This window comes from Actinoplanes sp. CA-015351 (genome assembly GCF_050955685.1).
Taxonomy (GTDB): domain Bacteria; phylum Actinomycetota; class Actinomycetes; order Mycobacteriales; family Micromonosporaceae; genus Actinoplanes.
The window spans coordinates 2,535,318-2,551,748 of sequence record NZ_CP192102.1 but is presented as its reverse complement, the minus strand read 5'-3'; the positions used below and the strand labels follow the sequence as shown (position 1 = coordinate 2,551,748).

Annotated in this window: 12 protein-coding genes; 6 read left to right on the top strand and 6 right to left on the bottom strand. The window is 71.1% G+C overall.

Translation table 11 applies throughout. The features are described 5' to 3' along the window. Positions 1-56: 56 nt before the first annotated feature. Both ACQP2E_RS11440 and ACQP2E_RS11435 read right to left on the bottom strand, forming a co-directional pair. Positions 57-1,052 carry a hypothetical protein gene (locus ACQP2E_RS11440; protein WP_433830662.1) on the bottom strand — a complete coding sequence of 332 codons (996 nt, stop codon included), beginning with the start codon at positions 1,050-1,052 and terminating at the stop codon, positions 57-59. After that, complete coding sequence (locus tag ACQP2E_RS11435; RefSeq protein WP_433830660.1) at positions 1,049-1,549, bottom strand: SigE family RNA polymerase sigma factor; 501 nt, start codon at positions 1,547-1,549, stop codon at positions 1,049-1,051. Before ACQP2E_RS11435 ends, ACQP2E_RS11440 begins: the two co-directional genes overlap by 4 nt. 107 nt (positions 1,550-1,656) lie before the next feature. Between ACQP2E_RS11435 and ACQP2E_RS11430 the strand changes: the two genes are divergently transcribed. From ACQP2E_RS11430 to ACQP2E_RS11415, 4 genes are read left to right on the top strand one after another with little or no spacing between them, the layout of a single operon-like run. Then, the gene (locus ACQP2E_RS11430) at positions 1,657-2,517 is read left to right on the top strand and encodes an ATP-binding cassette domain-containing protein (protein WP_433830658.1); all 861 of its coding nucleotides are present in this window, start codon (positions 1,657-1,659) and stop codon (positions 2,515-2,517) included. Next, the gene (locus tag ACQP2E_RS11425; RefSeq protein ID WP_433830656.1) at positions 2,514-3,185 is read left to right on the top strand and encodes an ABC transporter ATP-binding protein; all 672 of its coding nucleotides are present in this window, start codon (positions 2,514-2,516) and stop codon (positions 3,183-3,185) included. Before ACQP2E_RS11430 ends, ACQP2E_RS11425 begins: the two co-directional genes overlap by 4 nt. After that, on the top strand, positions 3,182-6,289 hold the full coding sequence (locus ACQP2E_RS11420; protein WP_433830654.1) for an FtsX-like permease family protein: 3,108 nt from the start codon (positions 3,182-3,184) through the stop codon (positions 6,287-6,289). Before ACQP2E_RS11425 ends, ACQP2E_RS11420 begins: the two co-directional genes overlap by 4 nt. Continuing rightward, complete coding sequence (locus ACQP2E_RS11415) at positions 6,286-9,195, top strand: FtsX-like permease family protein (RefSeq protein ID WP_433830652.1); 2,910 nt, start codon at positions 6,286-6,288, stop codon at positions 9,193-9,195. The genes ACQP2E_RS11420 and ACQP2E_RS11415 overlap by 4 nt, the downstream gene beginning before the upstream one ends. 66 nt (positions 9,196-9,261) lie before the next feature. Here the strand turns inward: ACQP2E_RS11415 and ACQP2E_RS11410 are convergent, their stop codons facing one another. Next, complete coding sequence (locus ACQP2E_RS11410; protein ID WP_433830650.1) at positions 9,262-11,370, bottom strand: molybdopterin oxidoreductase family protein; 2,109 nt, start codon at positions 11,368-11,370, stop codon at positions 9,262-9,264. A 139-nt stretch (positions 11,371-11,509) separates the two neighbouring features. Then, positions 11,510-12,880 (bottom strand): cellulase family glycosylhydrolase, encoded by a 1,371-nt coding sequence (locus tag ACQP2E_RS11405; protein ID WP_433830648.1) that lies wholly within the window; start codon positions 12,878-12,880, stop codon positions 11,510-11,512. 120 nt (positions 12,881-13,000) lie between these two features. Here ACQP2E_RS11405 and ACQP2E_RS11400 point away from each other — a divergent pair, with 120 nt between their 5' ends. Both ACQP2E_RS11400 and ACQP2E_RS11395 read left to right on the top strand, forming a co-directional pair. Beyond that, positions 13,001-13,468: a DUF4334 domain-containing protein gene (locus ACQP2E_RS11400; protein WP_433830646.1), complete on the top strand. Its 468-nt coding sequence runs from the start codon at positions 13,001-13,003 to the stop codon at positions 13,466-13,468. Next, a complete protein-coding gene (locus tag ACQP2E_RS11395; RefSeq protein ID WP_433830644.1) occupies positions 13,465-14,520 on the top strand; it encodes an NAD(P)-dependent alcohol dehydrogenase in 1,056 nt (351 codons plus the stop codon). Before ACQP2E_RS11400 ends, ACQP2E_RS11395 begins: the two co-directional genes overlap by 4 nt. A 95-nt stretch (positions 14,521-14,615) precedes the next feature. Here ACQP2E_RS11395 and ACQP2E_RS11390 read toward each other — a convergent pair whose 3' ends face one another. After that, complete coding sequence (locus ACQP2E_RS11390; RefSeq protein WP_433830642.1) at positions 14,616-15,488, bottom strand: oxygenase MpaB family protein; 873 nt, start codon at positions 15,486-15,488, stop codon at positions 14,616-14,618. 6 nt (positions 15,489-15,494) lie between these two features. After that, positions 15,495-16,385 carry an oxygenase MpaB family protein gene (locus ACQP2E_RS11385; protein ID WP_433830640.1) on the bottom strand — a complete coding sequence of 297 codons (891 nt, stop codon included), beginning with the start codon at positions 16,383-16,385 and terminating at the stop codon, positions 15,495-15,497. Positions 16,386-16,431: the final 46 nt, after the last annotated feature.

Sequence of the window (16,431 nt, the reverse complement as noted above, 5' to 3'; positions counted from 1 at the left end):
TTGATCTCGGATGCGGGCAAGGTAACAGCGTCTCCACGACCATCCACATCGGCTGATCAGCCTCGGACGGTCACCCCTTCAGCGAAGCGCAAGGCCTCCTCTCGGGTGAGCGGGATCGCCTCCGCGTCCCAGGTGATGTTCAGCGTCTTGCCGCCGCCCAGATCCACGTCGACCCGAGCCGGGTCCGCGTAGTAGGTGGCCGGGCGGCCGGCGACCGTCACGTGCTCCGGGCCGGCCTCGGCCAGTGGCTGATAGGGCTCGTCGACCACATAGGCGCAGAGACCGGACGGCTGGCGCTCCGACGCGACCACCGCGGGTGCTGCCATGCAGAGACTGCCCTCGCTCTGGTGCTGCACGCTGAACCCGGACGGCACCAGCGCGAACGCGAGATCGTCCGGCACGCCCGGCCCGCTGCCCGGTTTCAGCTCGTGGGCGAACCGCAGGATCTCGTCCTCGTCGCGGTCGCCCCAGCTCAGCACCTGCATCCAGTCACCGGCGGCCACCCGCCACCGGACTCCGACGAACTGCTCGCCCGGTTTCGAACCGTCGAAGCTCGACGCGGTCCGCACGGTCGCCGGCCGCCCGCCCACGTCGGCGGCGTGGTCCTCCTCGCCCTCGGACTCCCAGGACGGCTCGATCGGCCCGACCTCGGCCTCCAGGACCGACTCGCCCTGCTCGTAGTGCAGCAGCCTGTTCGCGCCCATCACCGTCGCGGTCGGCTCGCCCAGGCCGCCGGGCACCCAGCCGGGCTCGCGCGGAAAGAGCTGCTCGGCCGGGATCGGCCACACCCAGTCGACAGCCGGAACCGACGGCACGGACGGCACCGGTGTGGCCGGCATGATCGGCGCCGACCGGTCGTCGCGAGCGGCGAGGATAGCCGGCACCGTGGCCACCGCCGTGATCGCCACGACGGCCGCGCCGGTGGCCAGGACCGCACGGCGGCGCCGGTCACGGCGGACCCCGGAGCTGACGCCCGCCCAGAGATCACGCTGAGGCGCCGGCTCGGCGGCGTGCTCGTGCAGGGCGATCCGCAGATCATCTTCCAGACTCACGACGAAGCTCCTTCCCCGGTAACGGACGGGATCAGCTCGGCCCGCAGTCGCGACAGGCCGCGCGCGGCGTGCACCCGGACAGTCGCCGGCGAGCAGCGCAGCACCTCGGCGATCTGTTTGTCGTCGAGGTCTTCGTAGTAACGCAGCACCAGGACGGCCCGCTGCGCCCGGCTCAGCAGCCCGAGCCGGGTCCACAGATCGGCCCGGATCGCCTGCTCGTCGGCCATGTCACCGGCGATCGCCCGGTCCTCCGCGACCGCGCCGAGCCGCTCCCCACTGGATCGGCGGCGCAACCAGCTCACGTGCGAACGCACCAGAGCGGTCCGCAAATAACTGTCGGGCTGATCAGCCTCGATGCGATGCCATCGCCGATAGGCTTTGACCAGCACTTCCTGCACGAGATCCTCGCCGAGATGCCGGTCGCCGCACAGCAGATAGGCGAATCGGCGCAAGGCGTCGCCACGCGCTTTCACGTACTCCTCGAAGCCGCTCCGCATGAATTTCCCCCCTCACCATGAAAGACGAGCCAGGCGACCGGACATGTTTACAAGGCACGGCAAACAGGAGTAGGAAAGGCAGGCTCAAGATCCGTACGGGGGGAAATATGTCGTTGATCCTCTGCGAGAGCCTGGTCCGGATCTATCAGACCGGCTCGATCGAGGTACAGGCTCTGCAAGGTCTCGATCTGTCGGTCGACGCCGGCGAGATGATCGCTGTGGTCGGCGCGTCCGGTTCCGGCAAGTCCACGCTGCTCTCCATCCTGGCCGGCATCGACGCGCCCACCGCCGGCCGCGCGCACGTCGACACCTGGGACCTGCTGTCCATGTCACGCGCCGACCGGGTGCGGTACCGCAGGCAGACGGTCGGGTTCGTCCGGCAGCAGACGGCGAGCAACCTGGTTCCGTACCTTTCGGCCAAGCAGGTGATCGACCTGCCGATGGCGGCCGCCCGGATGCCGAAGCGAGACCGGCGCGAACGCGCCGGTGAGCTTCTCGAGACGCTCGGCATCGCCGACTGCGCCGACCGGCGTCCGTCCCAGATGTCCGGCGGTCAGCAGCAGCGGGTCGCGATCGCGGTGGCGCTCGCCAACCGGCCGCGGGTGCTGCTCGCCGACGAGCCGACCGGTGAGCTGGACACCACCACGTCGGCCGAGGTGTTCGAGGCGCTGCGCCACGTCAACCGGGAGTTCGGGGTCACCGTCGTGGTGGTCACCCACGATCCGTCGGTGAGCGGCCAGGTGGAGCGCACGGTGGCGATCCGCGACGGCCGGACCAGCAGCGAGGTGCTGCGCCGCACCGCGACCGCCGAGAACGGCGACACCCAGGTGATCGCCGAGGAGTACGCCGTGATGGACCGCGCCGGCCGCGTACAGATCCCCCGCGAGTACCGCGAGGCCCTCGACCTCACCCGCCGGGTACGGCTGGCCCTGGAGGCCGACCACATCACGATCCAGGGTGCGGAATGACCCTGTTACGGGTGAAAGCAGTCACGCGCACCTTCGGCGCCGGGGCAAACGCCGTGCACGCCCTCCAGGACGTCAGCTTCGACGTCGCGCCGGGCACCATGGTCGCCCTGGTCGGGCGCTCCGGATCCGGCAAGACCACACTGCTCAACGTGATCGGCGGCCTGGACCGCCCGGACACCGGCACCGTGCACGTCGACGGCGCCGAGGTGACCGCCCTCGACGAGGACGGCCTGTCGCGGCTGCGCCGGGAGAAGGTGGCGTACGTCTTCCAGACGTTCGGCCTGATCCCGGTCCTGTCCGCCGCCGAGAACGTGGGCGCGCCGCTGCGGCTGGCGCGCACGCCGGCGGCCGAGCGCGAACGCCGGGTCGCCCTGCTGCTCGACCTGGTCGGGCTCGGCGACCACGCCGGGCAGCGGCCCGGTGAGCTCTCCGGCGGCCAGCAGCAGCGGGTCGCGATCGCCCGCGCGCTGGCCGCGTCGCCGCGGCTGCTGATCGCCGACGAACCGACCGGCCAGCTCGACGCCGACACCGGCCGAGCGGTGATGGCGCTGCTGCGCGGGGTGGTCGAGTCCGAGGGCGTCACCGCGCTCATCTCGACCCACGACCCGATCATGATGGCGCTCGCCGATCGGGTGATCCGGATCAACGACGGCCGGATCACCGAGTGACCGGGCTGCTCCTCGGGCGGGCACGGGCGCAGTGGCAGCTCCTCGCCGTCCTGGTCGCCATCGTGTCGCTCGGCGCCACTCTGCTCGGCACCTGCGCGCTGCTCGTCACGCGTACCGCGGACCGGGCCCTGGAGGTGGCGGCGTCCCGGGTGACGGGCGAGAATGCCGAGGTCACGGCGTACAACGTGACGGTTCTGGGTGCGGACGCCGCCGGGGTCGCGGCGGACACCCGGGACCTGCTGACCACGTCGCTGGCCCCGTTCGGCGTCCGCACCGACGGGCGGGCCTCCAGTGTGCTGCGATCACTGTCGAAGGACTCCGCCGGTTATCTCTCCGCCGTCCAGGACCTGCCCGCCAGCGCCGAGCTCGCCGACGGGCGCTGGCCCGCCGCGCCGGGCGAGGGCGTCGTGCTGGAGACCACGGCGCGGCAGCTCGGCGTCACCACCGGCAGTCGGGTACGCCTCGGCCCCGAACTCGCCCGCGACCCCGCACCGGCGCTGACCGTCACGATTGTCGGGGTGGTACGCCCACTGGCCGGCACCGGCTGGGACCGTGATCCCCTGGCCGGCGCCGGATTCGACCCGGCGTACCGGGACACGAGTTCGCTGCGTGACTCCCGCGCGTACGGCCCGTTCCTGGTCGGCTGGGACGACCTGCTCGCCACCGGCTCCACGCTCGACCGGCTGGAGATCACCGCGGTGCCGGACCTGTCCGCGCCCCGACTGTCCGACCTGGACGCCGTCACGGCGAACGTGCGCACCGCCGATCGCCGCCTGGCCCGGGTCCTCGGCGAGCGGGTACGCATCGAGCGGGTCGCCTCCGAGCTGCCCTCGGTGCTCCAGTCGTCGCAGCACCAGCAGCAGGTCACCAGCGCGGCGGTGCTCGCCGTCGCGGTCCTCGGCGCGGTGCTCACCGCCACCGCGCTGTCGCTGGCCGGCCGCCTCACCACCGAGCTGCGCGCCGGCGAGTCCGCGCTGCTCTCGTCGTTCGGCGCGGGCCGCGGCCAGCTCGCCGGGGTGGCCGCCGTCGAGGCCGCCGCGCTCGCGCTGCTCTCCATCGCGGCAGCGATTCCGGCGTCCGCGCTGCTGCACGCCGCGCTCACCCGTCTGCCACCGCTCGGTAGCGCGGGGCTGGCATCCGCGCCGGCGATCACCATCGTCCAGGTGCTCACCATCGCGGCCGGCGCCGCCGCCCTCGCCGTCATGCTGATCGTTTCCGGTCTGCGGTCCGCGCCGGCTACTGACGAACGGACCCGCCGCGACCTGCTGGCCCGCTCCGGCGCCGACGTCCTGCTGGTCGCGCTCGCGGCCGGCGGCTGGTGGCAGCTGCGCGCCCAGCCCACCGGTGACTCCGGCGGCCCCGACGTGGTCCGGGTCCTGGCGCCGGCGCTGCTGCTCATCGCCGGCGCGGCCCTGGCGCTGCGTCTCGCGCCGCCCGCGCTCGCGCTGGCCGACCGCTTCGCCCGCCGCGCGAACAGCCTCCCGCTGCCCCTCGCCGCGTTCGAGGCGGCCCGCCGCCCGCAGGCCACCGCGGCCGGGCTGCTGGTCACCCTGGCCTGCGCGTCCGCGACGTTCGGCATCGCCCTGGACGCCACCTGGGAACGCTCGCAGCGCGACCAGGCCGCCCTCGCCGTCGGCACCGACCTCACCCTCGCGCTCACCCAGCCACCGGCAGCCGGCCAGGGCGCCGCGGTGGCGGCCGCGACAGGCGGAACGGTCAGCCCCGCCGTCGACCGGGGAGTCGCCGTCGGTCAATGGCTTGGCGGTGCCGGCTCCGCTCCCCGCCTGGTCGCGGTCGACACCGACCGGGCCGGCGCACTGCTGCGCGGCCGTCTCGACAACGGCCGTACCTGGGCAGACGTGGGCGCGAACCTCGCCGCTCCGGCCCACGCCGACGGCCTCCCTCTCACCGGTACGCCCACTCTCACCGGCACCGCGAGCTCCGGCGCTCACCTCTCGGTGACCCCGGAACTCCTCCTCGAGGACGCGACCGGCCTGCGTACCACCTGCGCGACCGCGCCGGTCACCCTCGACGCGCGACCACACCAGCTGAGCGCGTGCGATCCGCCTTCCGGGGTACGCGTCATCGCGGTCGCCGTCCCGGTGACCGGTGACGCCATCGCCTGGGACGCGACGGGAACCAGTGACATCGCCGTGACCCTGACCATCCCGGGCACCACGCCTGCCTCGGAGAAGTGGACCGCCACCTCGGCGGCGCCGTCCGCCGAGCAGCTCACCGATCCGGCCGTCACTACCGGCGCGAGCGGGCTGCGGATGACCGGAACCGTTCAGCTCGGCGGCCCGCCGGAAGCGGCCCGCACCCTGGTCGCGACCGCGTTTCCCGACCCCGGACCGGTTCCGGTCGCGGTCTCCGCCGGCTTCGCCGACGACCTGGGGGTACGGGTGGGTGGCCGGCTGGATCTGACCATCGGACTGACCGCGGTACCGATCACGGTGGCCGACCTGGTGCCGGCGGTGCCGTCCGCACCCGGTGGCGCTGCCCTGCTCGCCGACCTGGACACCCTCTCCCGGGCCCTGGCCGTTCGCGGCGACCTCGGTTCGCCGGTGGACGCGTGGTGGGTCGGCGACCCGGTCCGCACCGACCTGACCGGCCTGCACCTGGGCACGGCCGTCACCCGGGCCGGCGAGACCGACCGGCTCACCGCCGGGCCGGTGCCCGCCGGGCTGCCGGCCGTGCTGCGGCTGCTCGTACCGGCGGCCGCCCTGCTGCTGCTCGCCGGCGTGCTCCTGCACGTCACCTGCGACCTGCAGGCCCGCGCCCTCGAAGTGGCCCGGCTGCGCGGCCTCGGCATGACCCGTCGCGAGATCCGCAGCACCCTGCTCGGCCAGCACATGGTGGTCCTGCTCCCGCTCTGGGCGGCCGGCGCGGCCGTCGGAGCGCTGTCCGCCTGGATCGTCGCGCCCCTGCTCGTACGCTCGGAAACCGGCGCCGCCCCGGTGCCCGGCGTGGTTCCGATGTGGCCCTGGCCGGCGCAGGCCGGACTGCTGTTCGCCCTGCTCGCCGCCGCGCTGATCGCGGTCGCCACCGTCGTGCTCGTGCAGTCCCGCCGCGCCGACGCCGCCCACCTGCGAGTCGCCTCATGAAGCTCCCGATCCTGCACTGGCCGATCCTGCACTGGCCGATCCTGCACTGGCCCAGCGTGCGGGGGCGGGCGCGAGCCGACGCCGGCCCGCTTCTGCTCACCGCTGTCGTGGTCGCCGTGGTGTCCGCGCTGGCCGGGGCGGTGCCGTCGCTGCTGCGGTCGACCGCTGACGACGCCGTCCGGGACGCCGTACGCCGGGCCGGCAGCGCCGCTGACGTGACAGTGACCGCCCGCTGGGAACCGGACGACGGCGAGACCGGCCGGATCCGGATGCCGCGGCTCGCCGAGGACGTCACGGCGCTGCGGGAACGTGCCCTCGACGAGCTCGGCGGCGGCCTGCGCGCGGCGCTGCTCCCGCCGGTCGCCGGGGTCACCACGCCCACCCTCAAGGTCACCGACGGGAGCGTGCTGCGGACGCTGCGGCTCGGATACCTGTCCCGCGACGGCGGGCCGGCCGTCACCTGGCTCACCGGGGGCGAACCCGGACCCACCGAGGAGGGCTTCCCCGAGGTGTCGCCGTCCGGGCCGCCCTGGACCGTGTCGATCGGGCTGTCCGAGACGGCGGCCGCGGCGTTCGACGCCGAGCCCGGTGACCACATCCCGGTCGCCGACGAGAAAGGTAACACGAAGGACGTCGTGGTCAGCGGCGTGTTCCGGCCCACTGACCCGGCCGACCCGGCGTGGCGGCTCGCGCCCTGGCTGCTCGAACCGGTGACCGGCGCGGACGGCCTCGGCAGCACCCGATTCGGTGGCCTGCTCTCCGCTGCGTCGCTGCCCGACGCGCGGCTCGCGTTCGGACCCGACGACACCAGTCGCACCGTCTGGTTCAGCCCCGACCCCGACGTTCTGACCTGGGAATCCGCCGACCGGATCGCCGCGACCGCGGTGACGCTCAAGGCCACGTCCGCGTCGTCCAGCTCGTTCGACACCGCCTCGACCTGGAACACCCAGCTCGACGCGGTGCTCCGCGACGTGCGCGCACAGGTGAACGCTGCCTCCGCGCAGGCATCCGTGCTGCTCATCGCGGTGCTCACGGTTGCCGTGCTGGTCCTGCTGCTGGCCGCCGGCCTGCTGGTGCACCGCCGCACCCCGGCGCTGGCGGTGGCCCGGCAACGCGGCACCGGACTGCCCGTCCTCGCGATCGAGCTGGTCATCGAGTCGGCCACGGTCACGCTGGTCTCTGCCGGGATCGGGCTCGCTGTTGCGCGTACGCTCGTCTCGGAAAGCGTGAGCGGCAACGGCCCGCAGCCTGTTTTCGGGGTTGCCGCAGTGGTCGCGGTGATGCCGGTGGTGCTCGCGGCCGTCCTGGCCGGGCCGGTGCTCGCGGTGATCGCCGCCGCACGCGCGACCCGCGACCGCCGCGCGCCCGCCAACCGCAGCGCCCGGCGGCGGATCGCACGCACCGCCCAGATGCGCCGGGTCGCGGGAGAACTCGCGGTTCTCGTGGTGGTCGCGGCGGCGTTCGCGGCGCTTCACCAGCGTGGAGTTTCGCCTGGTGCTGCTGTCGCGTTACCGGCGGCCGCGCCCACGCTCGGGGTTCTGGCAGGTGCCCTGATCCTGTTGCGGTTGGCACCGGTGGGTGCCGGAATTGCGCTGCGGTGGGCGGTACGGTCGGCGCGGCCGCTCGCGGTCTTCGGGGCATCCCGGGTATCGGAGACCGCAGGGCGGGTGTTGCCGCTGGTCACGATGGTGGTGGCGGCGGGGTTGCCGGTGTTCGCGTTTACCGTGGCGGGCACGGTGGAGGCGGGGTTGCGCGACGGGGCGTGGCGGACAGTCGGGGCGGAGGCGCGGCTGGACCTCGCGCTGGATTCGCCATCGCCATCGCCATCGCCATCGCCATCGTCGCCGTCGTCGTCGCCGTCGGGGTCGGGGTCGCCGTCGGGGTCGGAGTCGTCGGCTTCGTCCGAGCTGGTGCGGCGGCTCGCTGGGCAGAGTGGTGTCTTGCATGTTGTGGCTGGTCAGGTCGTTGACGGCGCGCGAATCGTGGCGGCGGAGGTCACGGTGTCGCCGCGCCTGGTGATCGTGGACACGGCGGCGTTCCGGGAACTGCTGGCGGACACGCCACTCCCGGATGGCGAGGCGCTGGCGAGGCTGACGTCGCCGGTCTCGCCCTCGGTCGTGCCTTCAGTCGTGCCCTCCACCCTGCCCGACAAATCGGGAATGTCGGATGGGGAGTTTCCTGTTCCTGCGCTGGTTCTGTCGTCTGATGGCGGCATGCGGGTCGGGATGAAGCTTCAGCTGCTCCGTGACGACGCACCCGCCGTGGCTCTCGTCGCCGTCGGAACGGCTCCCGCGATCGGCGGCGCTCCCGACGTGGTCCTTGTCGACGCGAACGCCCTCGCCGCCGCCGGAATGACCGCCGAACCGGACACGATCTGGGCCACCGGCCCCGGCGCCGCGCAGGCGATCACCACCAGCGGGGTGGCCGGTGACGCCGTGATCCGCACCGAGATCCTGCGGGAACGGCACGACGCTCCCCTGGTCGCCGGCCTTCTCCGGCTGGCGTGGGCCTCGGCCGTAGTGATGCTCGCGCTCGGACTGCTCGGGTTCGCGCTCAGCGCGGCGGCCACCGCGCCGGAGCGCTGGCAGACGCTTACCCGGCTACGGACCATCGGACTGCGGCCCCGCGACGCCCGCCGGGTCGCGACGGCCGAGCTGCTTCCGCTCGCGGTGGTTGCTGCGGTCGCGGGCCCGGCGCTGGGGCTGGGGATGGCCTGGCAGACATTGGGCCCGCTGGCGCTACGCCTGCTGACCGGCCAGTCCGCGAACCCATCCGTCCACCTGCCGTGGCCGGCGCTGATCCTGGTCTCCACGTCGTTCCTGGTGGTGGCCCTGACAGTGGCCCCGGCCGAGTCCGCCCTCCGCCGCCGCCAACACCTGAGCGAAGTCCTCCGCGTAGGCACCTAACCGGCTGAACACCACGGCCGCCATACGCGACAGCCGGCGGCCGTGGGCGACAGCTGGATTCGGTGTTCAGAGGGGTTTGATGTCGACCGGGATGCCGTTCAGGACGCTGTTGCCGGACAGCGGGTCGATCACCAGCTCGTCGGTGAGCAGGTTGGAGTTGACGCCCGGGTGCTCGGCTGCCACCGACATGCGTACGCCCGGCAGGGAATGCCCCCACCCGTGCGGCAGGCTCACCACGCCCGGCATCACCCGGTCGGTCACCTCGACACGCGCCGTCAGCGACCCGGCCCGGGACGTCACCTGCGCCTCGTCGCCGTCACCGAGCGCCAGCCGCGCCGCGTCCACCGGGTTGACCTGCAGCGTGCACCGGTCGCGTCCTTTCACCAGGGCGGGCACGTTGTGCATCCAGCTGTTGTTGGACCGCAGATGCCGCCGCCCGATCAGGACGAGTTGGCCGTCGGAGGGGACCGGCGAAGCGAGCAGCCGCGCGGCCTCCTCGGCCAGCTGCGGCACGCACAACTCGATCGTGCCGCTCGGAGTTTTCAGGATCTCCGGGATACGCGGTTGCAGCGGGCCGAGGTCGATGCCGTGCGGGTTCTCCAGCAGCCGTTCCAGCGAGAGGCCGCCGGGACGCTCACCGAATTGATCACCGTACGCACCGGAGCGCACCGCCACGTCAAGAAGTCGTTCGGCCGGGCCGTCCCCGCGTACCAAATCTCTGGATTGCGCGAAGCCGGAGCGTTCCAGCGCCTGCGTGAGCAGGTGCTCGTGTACGGCATCAGGGTCCGGAAAAGCGCCGGTCAGCACCACGATCAGCCGGGCCAGAATGTCACACTCGTCGATACCAACGGGCGGAAGAACCGGCGGGGAGTACGCCGCGAAGTTGCGCACCGCGAACCCGAGGAAAGAGAAGTCGAAATGCCCCTTGCTGGTGGCTTCGAGCGGCGGCAGCACCACGTCGGCGTGCCGTGTCGTCTCGTTCAGGTACGGGTCGACGCTGACCATGAACTCGAGTCCGCCCAGCGCCCGGTCCAGACGGCCGCTGTTCGGCGTCGACAGCACCGGGTTCCCGGCGACGGTGAGGAACGCGCGGACCTGCCCCTCACCCGGTGTCTCGATCTCGTCGGCGAGCGTGGCGACCGGCAGCTCCCCCTTGACCTCGGGGAATCCGCGAACCCGGCTGTGCCACCGGCCCACCGTGAAACCGGAGGACGAGCGCGACGGCCGCACGTGCGCAGCGAGCGGGAACATCGCCCCGCCGGGACGATCGAGGTTCCCGGTCAGCACGTTGATCACGTCGACGAGCCAGCTCGTCAGGGTGCCGAATTCGACGGTGCAGGTGCCGATTCTTCCGTACACCGCTGCCTTCTCGGAAAGCGCGAGCTGCCGTGCCAGATCTCGCACCCGCTCGGCCGGCACGCCGCAGGCGGCCGCGACCTTGTCCGGATCAAAGCCGGCGGCGAGCGCACGCACCTGATCGATCCCGGTCACGTGCCCGGCGAGGTCGCGCAGGTTGACGAGCCCTTCGCCGAAGAGCGTGTGGACGATGCCGAAGAGCAGGTACGCGTCGGTGCCGGGCCGGATGAACAGGTGCTCGTCGGCGTGTTCGGCAGTGCGGGTGCGGCGTGGATCGACGACCACGAAGCGGCCGCCGCGAGCCTGGATCGCCGTGAGCCGGCCGGGGAAATCGGCGGCGGTGGCGAGGCTGCCGTTCGACTCCCACGGGTTGGCGCCGAGGATCAGCAGGAAGTCGGTGCGATCCACATCGGGCACCGGAATGGTCAGCGGGTGGCCGAACAGATAGCCGCTGGAGACGTGCTTGGGCATCTGGTCGACGGTGCTGGCGGAGAAGACGTTGCGGGTGCCGGCCGCTTTGATCATCGGCGTGACGTAGAGGCCGCCGGCCATCGTGTGCGCGTTCGGGTTGCCGAGGTAGATCGCGAGCGCGTTGCGCCCGTGCCTCTCCAGCAGCGGCCGCAGACCGGCCTCGACGACGGCGAACGCCTCGTCCCAGCTGACCTCGACATGCCGGCCGTCGCGGCGCACGAGCGGCTGCCGCAGCCGGTCCGGATCGCCGGTGAGCTGCCCGAACGTGGCGCCTTTCGGACAGACGAAACCGTGGCTGAACACGTGGTCACGGTCGCCGCGCGCGGCGACGACGCGATCCTCGCTCACTGTCAGTTCCAGGCCGCAAGCAGCCTCACAGAGCGGACAGGTTCGGTACGCGGTTCGCATGGCAGGACACCGGCCCTCCGAGTTACTGGCCTTCTGTTACTGGCCGGTATCCTGCCACGAATGCACCAAGATCGGTGGTTTACGAAGCCGTGCAGGTCACCGCCGGAACCGCGTTGGTGCCGGTCCACGATCCGAGGAAGCCGAACGACGTCGTGGCGCCGGCCGCGAGCTTGCCGTTCCAACTCGCGTTGCGCGCGGTCACGGCCGGCCCGCTGCTCGTCACATCAGCGCTCCAGGCGTTGCTGACCTTCTGCCCGTTGGCGAACGTCCAAGTGAGGGTCCAGCCGTTGATCGCCGCGGTCCCGGCGGTCACCTTGACGTCCGCCTGGAAGCCGCCCTGCCACTGCCCGGTCACCGCATAGACGGCAGCACAACCGGCAGAGGACGGCGGCGTACTGGCCGAGGGAGACGGCGACGTGCTGGCCGAAGGAGACGGCGACGAGCTCACGGAAGGGGACGGCGACGACGGCGACGGGGTCACCCCGCCGAAGATCGACGCTTCCCGGGCGGTCGCCTTGATCCCGTTCGCGCCGTTGAAGATCCGCTCACCCCAGGTGCTCAGGTTGTCCGGGTCGAAGCCGACCGCCATGTCCAGGATCGGATCCGTGTTGCCGGCCCACGACCAGCCCAGATATCCCAGATCGCGAGCCACCGCCTCGGACAGCAGCGTCTCGTGATCCACCTGGCTGGAGTCGAACCGCCAGCCGAACTCGCCGATCACCAGCGGCCAGCCGTTGTTCTTGAACGTGTCCAGGTAGTTCACGATCGACGTTGACGTGTTGAAAACCGCGTACATATGAATCGACAGCACCGTGTTGTGCTGACTGTCCGCGTCAAGTACAACCTGCGCGTTGTCCCGCATGGTGTACTGCCAGTCCTGTCCCCAGTTGGGCCCGTCGACCATCAACAGGTGCTGGAATCCGTTGCTGCGCATCTTCTGGATCGCGGCGGCGGTGGCGGCGGTCCACTGTCCCGGGTTGGTGTTGCCGATCGGCTCGTTGCCGATGTTGATGACGACGTAGTCCTCCTGGCCGGTGAGCACGCTCTTCAACCCGACCCAGTAGTTCACCGCCTGGTCCAGGGTGTACGCGGCAGCGTCCTCGCCGTACCCGGTGGTGTCGTGGTTCTCCAGCACGCAGATCAGCTTGTTCGCCTTGCAGAGGTCGATCACGTTCTGCACGTCGGCGGCGGTGTTCGCGGTCCAGCGGCCACCGCTGAGCACGACGCGAACCGTATTGGCCCCGGCCGCCTTGATGTCCGCGAACGACTGGGTCTGCCCTGCGTACCAGGTGTGCATGTGGTTGACGCCGCGCATCACGAACTTCTGTCCGTTCGCCTCGACGATGTCGGTTCCGCTGACGTGCAGGCCGGTCGCGGCGTACGCGGGCTGCACGAAGAAGAACAGGGGGATGAGGGCCGCGAGGATGGCGGCCCCGAGGGTTTTCTTCATGATCCACCTTCGGGGAAAGGGGCGGAGCAATTGGGAGCGCTCCCAGACTCATTGACTCATGTCATTAACTTGTTGGCAACACACGCCTGTTGGCAGAGTGTCAACAGGAGGTACACGACAATGGACGCACGCGGCCGCATCGACGAGATCCGAACCCACGGCGGAAAAGTCAGCCCGGACGAGCTCGACCAGCTCTGGACCACCCTGGAAACCATCCGGCCCGAGGAGATGCTCGGCGCCTGGAAAGGCAGCGAGTTCGTCAGCGGCCACCCCTTCGAGGGCAACCTCGCGCGGGTCCGCTGGCACGGCAAGACGTTCGCCTCGCTGACCGACGTCACCCCGCTGGTCTGCCTGGACGACGACGGCAACAAGTACGCCAACATCGACTTCGCCAAGGGCGGCGCCAGCCTCTGGACCGTGGAGTTCCGCGGCGAGCCGACCGCGACGATGGTCTACGACGGCCGGCCCATCCTCGACCACTTCAAGCGGGTCGACGACGAGACCGTGCTCGGAGTGATGAACGGCAAGGGTGTGATGGCCGACGACGGCCGGCACTACTACTTCCTGCTGACCAAGGAGATCGAGTGAAGGCGCGGGCTGCCCTCGTCGAGGCCCCCGGCGGGCCGTTCACCCTGCATGACGTCGAGATCGACGAGCCCCGCCCGGACGAGATCCTGGTCCGGATCACTGCGGCCGGCATCTGCCACACCGACCTCACGATGCGCCGCGCATGGCCGCAGCAACGACTGCCGATGGTCTTCGGCCACGAGGGCACCGGCGTGGTCGAGGCCGTCGGCGCGGAGATCAGTTCGGTGGCGCCCGGTGACACGGTCTGCCTGAGCTACCGGAGCTGCGGCAACTGTCCGGAATGTTCATCAAACAACCGGCCGTACTGCGAGCGCAGCGACCTGAACACGCGAGGCGGCCGCTCCGGTGCCATCACCAAGAGCTACAGCGGCTTCTTCGGCCAATCCAGCTTCGCCACCTATGCGCTCACCCACGAGAGCAACACCGTCAAGATCCCAGCCGACTTCCCGCCGGCCCTCGCCGCCCCGCTCGGCTGCGGCGTGCAGACCGGCGCCGGCACGGTCCTCAACGTCCTCGAAGCAGGCCCCGGCGTCACCCTGGTCGTCTTCGGCGCCGGCAGCGTCGGTCTGAGCGCCATGATGGCCGCCGTCGTCCAGGGCGCCACCGTCTTCGCCGTCGACCCGATCCCCGCGCGACGCGACCTCGCCAGCGAACTGGGTGCGGCCGAAACCCTCGATCCGACCACCCCTGACCTGGTCGAGGCACTGCGAGCGCTCACCGGAGGCGGCGCTCAGTACGCCATCGACACGACCGGCCGCCCGGACGCGATCGAGCGGGCGATCGGCTCGCTGCGCCGCCGGGGCACCCTCGCGCTGGTCGGCATGGGCGGATCCGCCGCGTTCGACATCATGACCGTGATGGCGAACGGAATCCGGATCCGCGGCGTGATCGAGGGCGACGCCGATCCGGCGACCTTCATCCCCCAGCTCATCGATATGAAGCTGCCACTCGAAAAGATCGTCACCGAGTACCCGTTCGCCGCCATCGAGACCGCTGCCCAGGACGCCCTCGCCGGCCGAACCATCAAGCCGGTCCTGCTGATGGACCGATAAGTCGATTCCGAGCGTACGGAACTTTTCGGCGGCGCGGCCTCCTGCAACGCCCGGCTCAGCAGCGGCTCCGGGGATGTGCTCACCGGCGCCCGGCCCTACTGGCCCGCGCCGGCCGGCTGAGCCGTCCCGCCCGAGCTCTGCTCCCGGGCCGGCTCACCGGCCCGGACGGTCCATGCGGCGGCGGCCACCGCGCCGGCGATCCGCAGCGGCGGGATCACCAGCGCCATCAGCACGCGGACCAGGCGGGTGAATCGGCGCAGCCTGCGCTCCTGACCCGGCGTCCAGGTCATGCCGAACCGCTCGCGCAGCAGCGGCGGCAGAGTGCCGGCGGTTACCAGGCCGGCGATCCGGCCGGCCAGGACGGCGACCGGCCACCAGAGCGGGCCCGGTATCCAGCGGAACGGCTTCTTCAACCGGTGGACGCTCTCGATCACGTCGTGGACCGCCTGGTTGTCCTCGAGCCGCGTCACCAGCCCGTGTGCGTAATAGTCCTGGAACGCCGCCCAGTCCACCGGCAGGTGATGCTCGCGCAGGCCGAGCACGAGGCCGACCTCGCGCATGTCCGCGTAGTACTCCTCGATCTGCTCGGGCGTGAGTGGCTTGCCGAAGATCCGGTGCGCCTCGACACCACCCTGCACCAGCGTGGCATGCACCCAGAGGTACGCCTCCGGGTTCAGCGCGTGGTACCGCCGGCCGGCCGCGTCGATCCCCTTGATCTCGCGGTGCAGCGCACGCAGACGGGCCGCCTCGGAGGCGGCGCCGCGCTCGCCTCCGTACACGATCGTGGAGAGCGACAAGAAGGTACGCACGAGCCGCCGCCACGGGTCGTCGCGATAGTTCGAATGCTCCAGCACCCCGGCGCCGACGACCGGGTGCGCCACCTGAAGCACCAGGATCTGCGGTCCCAGCAGCATGTTGCGCGCGTCGCCGAAGTACCTCCACGCCACTGAACCCCGTCGCACGCCCATGAGCGATCACCCACGACGCAGGTGCTCGGCGGGCAGATCGGCCGGTGCGGGTGGCGGACCCAGGTCGGAGACGTTGATGCCGTCCGGATAGCCGGGGTACGTGCGGTTGCCCGGCTCGACGGCAAGTCTGCTGATGCGGCGCGGTGGCAGCAGGCGTACGCCGGCGGCTCGGGCCTTGAGGCTCGCCTCGGCGAGTGCGGGCACCCAGCGCGGCGCGGGTTGGAAGCCGAAGGCACGCAGCATCGCTTCGTCGAGCATGCCGCGGACGCCGAGGCGCGCGGCGGGGCGCAGGAATGACGGGAACCATCCGGCGAACAGTTCGACGGTGTATTCGCCGATTTTCCGGTTCGTGCCGGAGTAGACGAAATTCGTTTTTTCATAAGCGGCCTTGAAAGCCTTGAAAGCCTCGAAACCGGCCGGGATGTCGCGGATGCCCATCCGGCGCCCGACCTCGCTGTAGTAATGGAACGCGGCGAGGCGTTCGTTGACGTGCAGTGGCCGCCAGCCGTACCGGTCGAGCCAGTCGAGCGGGTCGTAGATGAAGGTGGAGAGCACGTAGAGCATGTCGTTGTTGCTGATCGCGTAGCGGCCGTGCGCCCGGTTGACCACTTTCAGGGCCTCTTTGCCGCGCGGCGAGTCGTATCCGTGCGCGGCTATCTCGGCCATCAGCAGAGCGGTGTCGTCATACCGTTTCTGCGGCCGGTCGCGAAATTCGCCGGTGGCGGCGAGCAGCGCGGAAATGCTCGGTACGCAGTACGTGCGGAACAGCGCGAACTCCAGAGCCCGGGTGTAGTCCCACGGGAAGTCGAGGCCGGACGAGATCTGATAGATCTCCAGGTGATCGCGTTCCGGATCGAGCGCCGCGATGCGTTTGGCGTTCTCGTAACGGCGGGTCATGCCACGCGCCTCCAGATTTGATATTTGATACCGCAACGCCGTACCG

Bases quoted from the DNA above. Each gene is read 5' to 3' on its own strand.
- ACQP2E_RS11435 (WP_433830660.1), bottom strand. From the start codon at position 1,549: ATGCGGAGCGGCTTCGAGGAGTACGTGAAAGCGCGTGGCGACGCCTTG.
- ACQP2E_RS11430 (WP_433830658.1), top strand. From the start codon at position 1,657: ATGTCGTTGATCCTCTGCGAGAGCCTGGTCCGGATCTATCAGACCGGC.
- ACQP2E_RS11425 (WP_433830656.1), top strand. From the start codon at position 2,514: ATGACCCTGTTACGGGTGAAAGCAGTCACGCGCACCTTCGGCGCCGGG.
- ACQP2E_RS11415 (WP_433830652.1), top strand. From the start codon at position 6,286: ATGAAGCTCCCGATCCTGCACTGGCCGATCCTGCACTGGCCGATCCTG.
- ACQP2E_RS11405 (WP_433830648.1), bottom strand. From the start codon at position 12,880: ATGAAGAAAACCCTCGGGGCCGCCATCCTCGCGGCCCTCATCCCCCTG.
- ACQP2E_RS11400 (WP_433830646.1), top strand. From the start codon at position 13,001: ATGGACGCACGCGGCCGCATCGACGAGATCCGAACCCACGGCGGAAAA.
- ACQP2E_RS11390 (WP_433830642.1), bottom strand. From the start codon at position 15,488: ATGGGCGTGCGACGGGGTTCAGTGGCGTGGAGGTACTTCGGCGACGCG.
- ACQP2E_RS11385 (WP_433830640.1), bottom strand. From the start codon at position 16,385: ATGACCCGCCGTTACGAGAACGCCAAACGCATCGCGGCGCTCGATCCG.